This window comes from Klebsiella sp. TF21-TM (assembly GCF_019753495.1).
In the GTDB taxonomy this organism is placed as follows: Bacteria; Pseudomonadota; Gammaproteobacteria; order Enterobacterales; family Enterobacteriaceae; genus Klebsiella; species Klebsiella quasipneumoniae.
Genome location: NZ_JAIJYL010000002.1, coordinates 330527 through 343114, shown reverse-complemented (window position 1 = coordinate 343114; position 12588 = coordinate 330527). Strand labels below are relative to the sequence as shown.

The 12588-nt window shown below is 47.7% G+C and carries 9 protein-coding genes and 2 pseudogenes; 6 read left to right on the top strand and 5 right to left on the bottom strand.

The features are described 5' to 3' along the window. Positions 1–262 precede the first annotated feature (262 nt). Positions 263–1765 (bottom strand): PLP-dependent aminotransferase family protein, encoded by a 1503-nt coding sequence (locus tag K5R89_RS03570; protein ID WP_217259138.1) that lies wholly within the window; start codon positions 1763–1765, stop codon positions 263–265. A 53-nt stretch (positions 1766–1818) separates the two neighbouring features. Between K5R89_RS03570 and K5R89_RS03565 the strand changes: the two genes are divergently transcribed. From K5R89_RS03565 to murI, 5 genes are all read left to right on the top strand, one after another. Then, entirely contained in the window at positions 1819–2784 is a 966-nt protein-coding gene (locus K5R89_RS03565; RefSeq protein WP_223176242.1) for a C4-dicarboxylate transporter, read from the top strand. Beyond that, positions 2765–3511, top strand: coding sequence for a transcriptional regulator, RpiR family protein (locus K5R89_RS03560; RefSeq protein WP_087849382.1), 747 nt, complete (start codon positions 2765–2767; stop codon positions 3509–3511). Before K5R89_RS03565 ends, K5R89_RS03560 begins: the two co-directional genes overlap by 20 nt. A gap of 106 nt (positions 3512–3617) precedes the next feature. Next, positions 3618–4955: a PTS transporter subunit EIIC gene (locus tag K5R89_RS03555; protein ID WP_217259139.1), complete on the top strand. Its 1338-nt coding sequence runs from the start codon at positions 3618–3620 to the stop codon at positions 4953–4955. Between the two features lie 14 nt (positions 4956–4969). Beyond that, entirely contained in the window at positions 4970–6412 is a 1443-nt protein-coding gene (locus K5R89_RS03550) for a glycoside hydrolase family 1 protein (RefSeq protein ID WP_254242776.1), read from the top strand. A gap of 191 nt (positions 6413–6603) precedes the next feature. After that, positions 6604–7392 (top strand): glutamate racemase, encoded by a 789-nt coding sequence (murI, locus tag K5R89_RS03545; protein ID WP_217259141.1) that lies wholly within the window; start codon positions 6604–6606, stop codon positions 7390–7392. A 116-nt stretch (positions 7393–7508) separates the two neighbouring features. Here the strand turns inward: murI and K5R89_RS03540 are convergent. The 4 genes and pseudogenes from K5R89_RS03540 to K5R89_RS03525 all read right to left on the bottom strand — a co-directional run bounded on the left by K5R89_RS03540 (position 7509) and on the right by K5R89_RS03525 (position 11108). Further along, a pseudogene (locus K5R89_RS03540) lies at positions 7509–8910 on the bottom strand (ISNCY family transposase). A gap of 393 nt (positions 8911–9303) precedes the next feature. After that, positions 9304–9675, bottom strand: coding sequence for a DUF2255 family protein (locus K5R89_RS03535; RefSeq protein WP_025999258.1), 372 nt, complete (start codon positions 9673–9675; stop codon positions 9304–9306). Positions 9676–9755: 80 nt separating this feature from the next. Further along, positions 9756–9929, bottom strand: a pseudogene (locus K5R89_RS03530) (alpha/beta hydrolase); the annotation flags it as partial. Between the two features lie 303 nt (positions 9930–10232). Next, on the bottom strand, positions 10233–11108 hold the full coding sequence (locus K5R89_RS03525) for a LysR family transcriptional regulator (protein WP_217259142.1): 876 nt from the start codon (positions 11106–11108) through the stop codon (positions 10233–10235). Between the two features lie 217 nt (positions 11109–11325). On the opposite strand from K5R89_RS03525, the gene K5R89_RS03520 reads away from it, so the two are divergent. Then, positions 11326–12528 (top strand): M20 aminoacylase family protein, encoded by a 1203-nt coding sequence (locus tag K5R89_RS03520; protein WP_217259143.1) that lies wholly within the window; start codon positions 11326–11328, stop codon positions 12526–12528. The last annotated feature ends 60 nt before the right edge of the window (positions 12529–12588 follow it).

Sequence of the window (12588 nt, the reverse complement as noted above, 5' to 3'; positions counted from 1 at the left end):
AAAGCGTGCGTATTGCCTGAAAACACAACCCGCTACGGGGGAGACTTACCCGAAATCTGATTTATTCAACAAAGCCATATCATTCTTCTATCTTGCCCACTTTCCGCCAGACTTTTGGATAACACCTCAACTCAGGTGACCAAATTCACTAAACCACTACAGACAGTAGCCACAATGATATAGTGAATGTTACCGGTGTCACTCTGGTAACAAGGAAGATCATAGGATCGTTGATGAAACGTAAAATAGTCATACCGCGAAATCAGATCCTGTCGAGGCCTGAATACAGTGCGTGACTCAGCCTTTCAAGAACCGTCTCGCATTCATTCACATCAGTATTCGCGAACCCTAATACGATAAAATCAGACGTCGCGTCAGTATCTGACGTGTAGTTTCCTGTATCAGCAACCTGAATATTGTTTCCGGAAAGCCAGTCATAAACCCAGATGGCTTTTTCGGGCTCGCTGAATTTGACGTAAAGTTGCAGGCCACCTGGCGGGACGCTGAATTGTGCGTCCGGCAGGTATTTCCGTACCAGAGCCACCATGTCATCTCGTTTATGCCGGTATACCGTTCGCATTCTTCGCAAATGTCTCGCATATGTTCCACTTTTCAGCAATTCAGCTACCCATTGTTGCACAAGCCCGCTTGTACCGCGTGACAGACTCCAGTGTAGAGCAGCCATCTGTTGTATTAGATGGCTGTCTGCAACCAGATATCCGAGCCGAACGTTATTGAAAAGTACTTTGGAAAAGGTACCCATATATACGACCTGTTCTGAGGCTGCGGTTGAACGGAGGGCAGGGCGGGGAACTTTGTCGAAGTAAAATTCACTGTCATAATCATCTTCCAGCAAAAGTATCTTCTTCTGACTTGCCAAATGAATTATTTCGCTTCGTCTGCTATCCGACAACGTGATGCATTGCGGAAAATGATGTTCCGGCATCAGATAAAGAATATCCTTCGCCGTTGGCCGAAAGTCGGATAGATCGATTCCCTCAGGATCCATCCTGTGTGACTGTAGATTGTAGCCGAAACGCGAAAAATTACGGGCAAACTCCAGGTAGCCCGGCTCGCCAAAATGAAAACATGTTCTCTCCTGGCGTACCGTCATGGCCAGAAGCAGACTTCCATACTGTGAACCGGGGACAATCAGCACTTCCTGGGGACTGGCTGAGATCCCCCGGGAAGGAAGGATTTGGTCGCAGATTAGTTGACGTAGCTCCAGATTCCCGGCGCTCTCGCCAAACTGATTAAGCCTGTCAGGATAACGCAGCACGCGGTTGAAAGCCTGCCGGAACTCACCGACCGGAAGATGAGCCGTGCTGGCATGGCTGGGAAGCAGGGATAAGCCCCCGGGAAGAAATTTATCGCTCGCGTAGGCGATCGGGGAGGGGGCAGCCGCAACCGGACCAGGCGGTGACGCATCCGGCTTTTCCCGGTAAATCACCATCGTTCCTCTTCCCGTATGGCTGTGACAGTACTCTTTCATGCAAAGCGCTTCATAAGCCCGGACAACGCTTCCCCGGGATACTCTCAGCTGCCGGGCCAGCTCCCGGGAGGGGGGCAGGTACTCGCCATAATTCAGTTGACCCTTGATGATCTGCCAGCTGATTTGCTGCTCAATCTGTTGGTAAAGCGGAAGAGCCGTCGCGCTGCGGCTGAGGTGAATTTCAATCACACAAACCCCTGTGGTCCAATTATTTATCTGAATTGGACCTTTAAACAGTAATGGCACAGGACCAATATAGCGGAAATTTAGCATGCATCTGTCCTGGGCGCAGTAATTTTGCCCGGAAATTAAAAGTGAGATATACGGTGTCCGAAAAATTTCAAACTGTCAGCTTCGATCTCTATTCCTCGGTGATGGGGATAACCGGCCTGGGCCTGGTATGGCGGGCCGCAGCAAAAACCTACGACGTGTCCGCGTTGCCTGGTGAAGTATTCCTTGCGACAGGATTAGCGGTATTTTTAGTACTGACCGGTATCCAACTTCTGCGGCTGGTTTTTTGCCGTCAGATTATCCTTGCAGAATGGCATTCACGTGCCAGTAAGAACTTTTTTTGTGCTGCCACAATTTCAGGTTTTCTGCTCGCAATGGGACTGCTACCTTACAGTATCCTGCTGGCGAAGGTGCTCTGGATAGCGGCCGTCGCCGCCCAGATTTTTTTCCTCACGTGTACATTCCGCCGCTGGCTTATCGATCAGCTCGATACGCATGAAATCAGCCCGGTATGGCTTATACCTATGGTGGGCAACGCCTCTCCGGCTTTCGCGGGCGTGGATCTGGGGTTTCCGGGCCTCAGTAAGATGCTGCTGTTTTCAGCTCTGCTCTGCTGGGCGCTTTTTATGCCGCTTATCCTCTGGCGTATCGTGTTTGTTCGTCCTGTTACCCCGCAGAAGGCCATGCCCGGCCTGGCTATTATGGTTTCAGCGCCTGCGGTCATCGCCGTCGGACTGTACTGTATTTATGGCGGTATGAATGACGTAATTGAATTCATGGCCTGGACCGCACTTTTCTTTGCCATTGTGCTCATCAGCCTGTGGCGAAGAATGATCCCGGATACGTTTGGGCGGATCTGGTGGGGATTTACCTTCCCGTCAACGGCACTGGCATCTGCCCTTATAAGGGTTGACGCGGCATCCATGACCACACTGAACCACACGCTTGCACTGGCGGCACTGACATTCGCGACCTTTGTAGTATGCTCCATTATTGTTATGACCGTCAGGCAATCACTGTTAACTCTGTGTTGGGGCAGGCATGCAAAACACTCCGGATAGCGTATTTTACAGTCCTCTTTATGTGAGAGTATCTGAATATCTTTTTTATGCCGGTAAGCGAAACGTCTTTACCGCCATTGCGATGGCGGTAATTGCTAAAATCGAAGAATTTCCGTATGTGAAAATCGAAGAGCTGGCGTCGTACTGTAATACGACGCCTTCGAGCATCACCAAATTCGTCAGGGAACTGGGATACGGCTCGTTCCAGGAATTAAAAAATGACATAGCTCCCTATCGGTTGACGCATCAGGGTATAAAAGGAATGACTGAAAAAGAGGTTATCGAGGAAATATATAAATATATACCTTATGAAGAGTGCAGAAAAATGGCAGAGGTCATTAATAACAGTCGTTCCGTCATTATTCTGTCTAACTCATTTCTTTTCAATATTGCAAATGTCATGAGGGAAAGCATCAGCAGCAGCAACCGGAAGGTTTATCTGGTCGAGCGTTCAAACAACGAACTGATCAAAACCATTCTGCGACAGGTTGACTGCGTTTTTATTCTTACCCTGACAGGACAATGGATAAACTCATGCCAGTATATAAATAACGTGTCTGAAAAGTCGCAATTATGCCTTATTTCAGGAAGCGTGCCAGCAATCCTGAATAATAAACCAGCCCATTCCATCGAACTTAATAATTACCCTCAAATGTTATACGCAAACTATTTTTCTCATAAATACCTTGAAAGTATTGTTTTTAATATCGTACAGAACGTGATTTAGCTCACAAAGTTATTTTCCAAAACAGGAAAATGATAGTTTTTGATTTACAGCCTGTTCACGGATATTTTCAGGTTATACCCTACCCTACATCAAGAGAGTCCCGCAAATGTCTGAACAACAGCAGATATTGTCTATCATTGACAATTTAGGTGGCCGTGAAAATATTAAGGATTATTACCACTGCGCTACGCGCTTACGTTTTAATCTCTTCGATTATGACAAGATTAACAAGGATGCCCTTAAAGCGAACCCGCTGGTCCTCTCAGTCGTGCAGGCCAGCGGACAGTGCCAGCTCATTATCGGCAACAAGGTAGGGGCAGTATACAGTGCCCTGCATGGCGTGCTTGAAACCGGTGGTCAGAACAGCGCGCTGTCCTCTTCCGGGACGGCAGCAAACCGGGAATCTTTCATCAGCCGTATCTTCGCATTCATTTCAGGCAGCTTCCTGCCTTTGATCGGTATTCTCGCCGCCGCAGGTCTGCTACGTGCTTTCACCACATTGTTGCTGAGCCTGCCTTCTCTGACGGGAAACAGTACGCTAACCCTGCTGTCATTTATCGCTAATGTGCCGTTTTATTTCATGCCAGTGCTACTTGGTTTTACCATCGCCAGGAAGCTTAAATCCAGTGAGCTAACAGGCGCGATCATCGGCGCGTCATTACTGTATCCCGAATTTACCAGTCTGGCAGGGCAGACGCTGAATATCATCGGCCTGCCGCTTGTGGTTATGGAATACGGCTACAGCATCTTTCCGGTATTCTTTGCCGTACCGGTTGCTGCCGCGCTGGAGCGCTTCCTGAAGGCCAGGTTGTGGGATTCAGTACAGCTGTTTATGGTGCCGTTGTTATGCGTCGTGATTGTGGTTCCGCTCACCATGTTTTTACTTGGCCCCTTCGGCAAGTACCTCGGTGATTATCTGGCATCAGCCATCGTTTACATCATTGGCGTGAACAGTCTTGTGGCCGGGATGATCATCGGGGCAGCCTATTCCTTTATCGTCCTGTTTGGGCTGCACTGGGCCATTATTCCGGTAGTCTTTTCAAACATTGCCCATGGCGGTGACCCTATCTATGCCATTGGCGGTATGTCAGCCATCGCTCAGATGGGCGTGGCACTCGGGATCCTTATCAGAACGCGTGATGCAGGTACGCGTCAGCTTGCCAGCAGTGCCTTCTTCCCTTCATTAATCAGCGGTGTGACTGAGCCTATCTTATACGGCCTCATCATCCCTAACCGCCGCACGATTTATTACATCATTATTGCCGGTGCGGTCGGAGGGGGAATTGTGGGTGGCTGTAACATCACGATTAATAACCTTGTTTTTGCGAGTCTGCTTTCCATCCCGACCGCAAGTAACATGCTGATTTACAGCGTGGGTCTATTCGCCACTTTAATTACTGGCGCAGTTTTACCGGTTATTTTTGGTTACAAGAGCCGGTCTTAAAAATGGGAGAGAACATGAGTAACGAAACACTGAATTTTCCTGAGAACTTCCTCTGGGGCGGCGCTATCGCGGCCAACCAGGCGGAGGGGGCCTGGAATCTTGATGGTAAAGGTATCAGCGTTGCCGATATCAATGAATATGTTTTCAATGAAGACATGCGCAAGATGTATAATATCGAGCTCACCCGGGACTATGCTGTTCAGGCACAGGATGATAAAGACGGCGTGTTTCCTAAAAGAACGGGTATCGATTTTTACCACACCTTCCGTGAAGATCTGGCGCTGCTCAAGGCCGCCGGTCTGAAGACCTTCCGTACCTCAATCAGCTGGGCGCGTATTTTTCCTGACGGGGATAACACGGCACCTAACGAAGCGGGCCTGAAATTTTACGATGAGCTGATAGACGAAATCATCAAAAATGGCATGGAGCCGATGATTACGCTCGCCCATTATGAGATGCCCCTGAACCTCGCGCTGAAATATAATGGCTGGAAGAACCGTCAGTTAATCGATTTTTATTTTAACTTTGCCCGCACTTGCCTCGATCGCTATCACGATCGCGTTAAGTACTGGATCCCTTTTAACCAGATTAACCTCATTCGCTACGAGTCCTTCAATCATCTGGGCATTTTCGAGGACGAAGGCACCTATCTGGAACAGGATAAATATCAGGGCGTTCACCACGAACTGTTGGCTTCGGCCATGGTAAAAAAATATGCTGCCTCCCTGGGCGGAGATATTAAGATCGGCATGATGCTGTATACCGATTTTGCCTACCCTGAAACGACAAGTCCGGAAGACAACTTTGCCACATGGCAGAAAAACCAGTATGAAATCTACTTCGCGGATGTGCTTCTGCGTGGTGAATATCCCGGCTATATCAAACGGTTCTTCAAAGAGAAAAACATCGTTCTCAGCATCACGGATGAGGATAAAGCTCTCCTGAAGAATACGGCAGATTTCATGACGTTTTCTTATTACACCACCTATGTAAGCAATGCTGAGATTGCGCACCAGTTCAGGGGGAATAACAAGCGTAACCCGCTTTTATCGCAGACCCCCTGGGGCTGGGCAATTGACCCGGTAGGGCTTCGCTATGTGCTGAATTTCTTCTGGGATCGCTGGCAAAAGCCTATCATGATCACCGAGAACGGTATTGGCTGCTTTGACGAGCTGGTTAACGAAACCGTAGAGGATGATTACCGTATCGCCTTCTTCAGGGATCATATCCGCTCTGTCGGTGAAGCCATTGCCGATGGCGTGGAAGTGCTGGGCTACTATATGTGGTCTCCGATCGACATCATCAGCTGCTCGTCAAACCAGATGTCAAAACGTTATGGCCTGGTTTACGTCAATCTTGACGATCTGGGGCGTGGTGACGGCAGGCGTTTCTGCAAGAAAAGCTACTACTGGTATCAGAAACTCATTGCGACCAACGGTAAATCAGTCGAGGAATAATGTACCAGGGCTGCACTGAGGACTTCACATTCTCTGACGCAGCCCTTCATTTATAACGATTATCAGGGCATGCAGATGCATAGACGCTGATGTTATCTTCAGCATTTTAAAGGAGTATAATTATCCGGATCGTCTTTAGCCCAACGGGCTGCTGCCGTGCAATTCCAGATAATCATATTAAGAATAATGCAATGAAAGAAAACCTTATCGGTATGTTTGATTCCGGTCTCGGGGGCCTGTCTGTGTGGCGGGCGCTGGTTGCAAGTGTGCCGGATGTACCCGCCCTGTTTGTTGCCGATCAACAGCACTGCCCGTACGGAAACCTCACGGAAGAAGCCATCTTTGGCAGAAGTATCGCCATTTGTGACTGGCTAGTATCTCAGGAAGTCACGCAAATCGTGGTGGCCTGTAATACTGCGACAAGCGTAGCGATCGAGCGCTTACGCCAGCGTTATCCGATACCGGTTATCGGGATAGAGCCTGCCGTTAAACCGGCAGCCGCACAGACCCGCTCCGGGAAAATAGCCATCCTGGCAACTGCCGCAACGCTGAGAACAGAAAAATATCATCAGTTGAACGATCGTTACGGCAAGATGGTTGACGTGTACGCTGTAACACCTGAAGGCTGGGTTGATGCTGTAGAGGGGCATCCTCATGCCCTGTTTGAAGTGCGTAAAATGGTTAACCGCGTTGTTCAGCCTCTGATTGATGCCGGAGTGGACCAAATCGTTTTCGGATGTACACATTATCCCTTCCTCCGCTATCTCATTGAACAGATTGTTCCAGCAGAAGTGACAATACATGATCCCGCCCCTGCGGTTATCAGCCATGCGGCCTCAATGTTGAATAGCTGCAACTGGCCTGAAGAGCGCGGCCAGGAGAAATACCGCTTTTACACCACTGGTAATACAATCCGGATGAAGGAGTCACTTTACAGGCTGCTTGGAATCCATGCAGAAGTAAGTAGTCTTTCTACTTAATTATGTGATTATTTCTTCCAACAACTATTACGGAATAAGTATTCATATGGCGTTTGATTCTGAAGGCATTAGAAAGTTCTATAAGGGGCGGGCTTATGTCTGCCATCAGATCCATGTCATTTCCTTGTACCGAAAATTTCCTCAGAACGGGACTGTAATGTCTTCAATGCTTCCAGCATATCGTCACCATTCAGGGAACGCTGGGATTTCTTCTCTGTCGGTTTTCTGCGCCGCCGGGAAGGGCCATCTCCGGCAGGGAGAGCTTGCGAACGGTTATCGTCGCGTTTGCCCTGAACCAGCTTAATAAACTCAAGTGTCCGCCCGAGGCGCTTGTTGTCCACGATAGCGCCCTGGTCTATTTCCTGAAGGCGATCATAGGTGGAGTAGGGAAGAACAGCGCCATTAAGGCGGAGCTCTTTACGACCATCCGGGTAATGCCAGACCTCAATATATTTTCCGATAGCCCTGCGGCTTAACTCATTATCTTCAATCAGATAGAGCACTTTGTCATATTGCACTGTCAGGGATTTTGACACACGGCGCGGCTCCCTCCATGTGAAAAATGCTGCCAGGTCATCGTCAGTTTCAAGTGGTCGATGCACATCAAAGTCATGCCGGGGCGCTTTAGCAAAACGTCGGTTGTAATCGGCCATAAATTCATCGGCATAATCATTAGCTGAATCCATTGAAGAGATGCCCCTGAGCCTGAGCTCCTTTACGAGGCGATCCTGAAGCGTCAGATGGGCACGTTCCACACGGCCTTTGGCGGAGCTAGTATTGGCGCAGATAGTCTGGATGCTCAGTTCGTGCATCGCACGGCCAAACTGGGTGTAACCATCGCCGCCGGTGGCATTTTTATTGTTGATTCTGAAGACGCTGGCTTTGTCACTGTACAATGCCAGTGGTTTACCATGCTTTTCCAGATAGCCCCGGGTGGCCTCAAAATACGTGAAGGTCGATTCCGATTTAACGAAACGAAGCTGCATCAGGCGGCTCGTCGCATCGTCGACATAGACCAGTGCGGTACAGGCGGGTGCACGGTTCTCGAACCAGTGGTGGTCACAGCCATCTATCTGTATGAGTTCGCCGCAGCAGGCCCAGCGATAGCGTGGCTGCTGAATTTTTGGCGCACGTTGTTTGCGGGGGATCCAGAGACCGGCTTTAACCATGAGTGAACGGACAGTCTCTTTGGACAGATGAACATCATGCAGTTCTGCGAGTTTCTCACACGCCAGCGTAGACCCAAAGTCGGTATAGCGCTCGCGGATAATATTGAGCGCGTACTGTGCAAGGTCATCTGGCAGCTGGTTATTGCTGAGATTTCAACAACGGCGGTTAGCGATATCTGGCGAGCCTGATTCACGGCAGTGCAACAGAAGGCGTCGGTACTGGCGATCAGATATACTCAGGCGCTGTGTGGCCATCAAGTGTGGTCAGACTCCGGTCGACAACGTCCTGAATGATTTTGAGTCGGTTAACTTCGTCCAAAGTGAAAACGTCCGCTGCATAAGCCGTCATCAGAATCCCTCCATGGTGAATCTACGGGTCACTTATCCAGCAGCAGGCCTTACAACTCAGCCACCATAATCTAAGTGCGCATAATGTATATTATGTTAAATGACGTATAGTGCCCAATAACTTCATATTTGACAGCGGCCTCTTAACAAATCAACACGGTACTTATTTATGACTGACATCCCTTTTCTTGCGTTATGTTCATAGTACATGTTCGCCCTGTCATCTGATATTCAAACTCCTACCTTAATGGACAATGCTTCCTGAAGATGAACTTTCACCGGACCAGAAACTGGCGGTTGTGTATGTTTCATACTTGCCTCCAGTTTCAGGGAAATTAAAGTTAAACAGGCAGATTTTGTCTCACAGAACACCCAGTATCACTTTGACAGGAAATCACGAAGGTAAAATCTCAATCGTGGCCGCTCTGGCGCGTGTCCCTGTCATTGCTGAAACATAGCTGCTGCTGGAGTACTTTTTCTGATAAGCCTGATCAATTTTACTTTCAAGCTCAGGGTCTGATGGTTTTGCGAACAGGACGTCGAACTCCTGTCCAATAGCCAGTATCTTACCCGCCTGCTGGGACAATGCAGCCTGATACCATTTTGAACGGGTACCACTATAGGCTCGGACGAAAAGTCTGTTCTCCACCTTCACTTCCCAAATCCACGTCGGCGTACCGGTCGTATTCATATCGGGATGATACGGAGCGATTTTCAGGTCGTCGGCCGCATCTATTCTTGTTAATAATTCAGGGTTCCAGAACATAAACTTCTCCTCTTTCAAGAGCAGTGTATGTCGTTTGTCGCACAGACACTGCATCTGAAAGCACCGGACGGTGCTATGGCTTACTTATTAAGATTTTTGTTAAAAAATGCAGTGATGTTATCGAACGGGATCTTATCCATACGATCATATAAATCGACATGTGTGGCATCTTTAACAATCAGAAGCTCTTTTGGTTGATTTGCCGCTTCATAAGCCGTTTTGGAGAAGTAAAGCGAATGCGCTTTTTCGCCATGGAATCACGGTTCTATTGGTGACGCTTTATTTTGCTCTTACTCTGTTGCGTCGATACTCGCTTATAGTGCTGACCTTCTGAAGGTCCCTATTGGCGATCGGATCAATGCAGGACAACTGCTGGCCACGCGTGTCATACCAGCACGATGGCGCACAGGCCGACGTTTCAGGAGACTAAGCGTCTGCATAGAGGTCTCCTCCCTTATCGCCAGTCGAAAGCATAAGCTCATGCCATTAGTCCCGTTTGACCGCATGCGCTCAAAAAGCAGCAGTCATGTAATCAGCTGTTAGCGCGCGTTATATGCTCAAATCAGATTTATTAAACTTTTTAAAACTTCAGAGCATCTGTCTTTGCGCCATACTAATTCCCATTCCTGTACCAGGTTTAAATCTTCTAATGCCACAAACGACACGTTTGGCGGAGCAAGGTGTCTAATCCCTTCTGCAACGATGGTACATCCCATGCCGGCGCTAACTAACGTAAGCATGGATACTGCATCCACGCCGTGCATAACGGAACGCGGCGTAAAACCCGCATCGTAAAAGCAATGAATAAGTCGATCATGCCACGCCGGTGCGGCGGTACGAGGAAGCCATATAAAGTCAAGATTTTGCAAATCTCTTAAGTAACGAGGTTCCTTATTATCAGGCCACTTCCATTCAGCCGGATAAGCTAATAACATTTTTTCTTTGAAAACGGGGATTCCTGCAAAAAGAGGATCATTAAGTGGTCTGAACAATAAAAAACCAGCATCAAGATCTCCCTCAGCGATCTTTGAAAGTTGCACTTCAGATATGAGGTGGTGAAGCGTAATGCCGACGAGCGGTGACGTTTTCTTGAATTTTTTTAATAATGCCGTGATCGGCGGCGCTGCATTTTGTATTACAGGAAGTGCTAGAGAGATATTACCACATTCTCCACGGGAGGCCCGAATAGCACGTTCCTTTATGACCGTAACATTGTCGATTAATATTTCTGCGTCAATGAGGAACTGACTTCCTGCATCAGTAAGTTGCACTCCTCGCCCCGTTCGTTTGAAGAGCATGACTTGAAGATCCTCTTCCAGTTTTTGGATCTGCCGAGTTAGAGCAGGTTGAGCAATATGGAGTTCTAAGGCTGCTTGACTAATGCTGCCGAGCTTCGCTACTGAGATGAAGTAGCGGCATTGACGCAATTCCATAGATATACCTCGATGGTATGAGTTAGATGTTGAAAAGGTATTTTACGACATAGCTAGCATTCTCTATCATCCATGTAGAATGAATTCAAGCAAGTATTTTTCGGGCAGGAATTCACTAAGGTGGTTTGAGAAGATTGATTTTATGTGAATTAGATCAATAAAGATAAAATATTTGTTACCTTTTCGAGGGTTAACGCTAACTAAAAAGAGATTTCTCATGTCAGATAAGAATATAACAACTCTTAATGTGAAGAGGCTCACAGAATTTAGGCATGATTTACATATGCATCCAGAATTAAAATTTATGGAGCATCGGACATCCGATAAAATCGCAGATTTTCTTGCGGATCTTGATATCCCCTACACGCGAGGGCTAGCTTCTACGGGTATTGTTGGCAGTATATACGGTAAAAATCGTAGCGCTAATGATCCTGGACCAGCATTAGGTATAAGAGCAGATATTGATGCCCTGCCATTAGAAGAAGCGAATAAATTCATGCATGCTAGTAAGCGTAAAGGATGTATGCATGGATGCGGACATGACGGGCACACCGCTATGTTACTTGGCGCAGCCGAACTGCTTTCAGCTAATCGAGATTTTGATGGGACCATTCATCTGATTTTTCAGCCAGGGGAAGAAGGCGGCGCCGGGGCACGCGTTATGATGAACGAAGGGCTGTTTAAGCTCTTTCCTTGTCAGGCCGTATTTGCTTTGCATAACTGGCCTCACCTTCCGCAAGGACAGATGGGGACAAAAATTGGCCCAATAATGGCATCGGGAGTCACCTTTGAGATCACCGTTTTTGGAAAAGGTGGACACGCGGCTCTCCCCCAGTCAACTATTGATCCTGTGCCGATCGCCTGCTTTATTGTAACACATCTACAGACTTTAATATCACGTCGGATGAATCCTCTGGACGCCGCCGTGTTGACTATTGGAAAAATTGAGGCAGGCAGTTCTCCGAATATAATCCCTTCTGAAGCAAAAATTATGGGCACATGCCGTACCTTAACAAACGAAGCGCAATCATTAATTTTGGATAATATGCAGCACATTGCCATCAGCATAGCAGAAGCACATGGCGCACATGCTGAGGTAATTATAAAAGAAGGTGGTTATCCAAATACAAACAATCATCCCAAAGAAGCTCGATTTATGGCTAAAATGATGCGGGAAATTGTTGGTGAAAATAATGCGCATGATAATGTTCTTCCAGCGATGACCGCCGAAGATTTTGGTTTTATGCTCCAGGAAGTACCTGGCGCATATGGATGGATTGGGAATGGTAATGATGCACTTTCTCAAGGGGATCTTCATAGTACATCATATGACTTCAATGATAAAAACCTCGAATTAGGTGCTCTCTTTTGGGAAAAACTGGCACGTCAATGGTTTATTACAGAGGTTTCACATAGTTAGCTGTCATTTCGCCCGTAAAGTCCTAACAGGTAAAATTTGCTCTCTCCAAATATCAGGAAA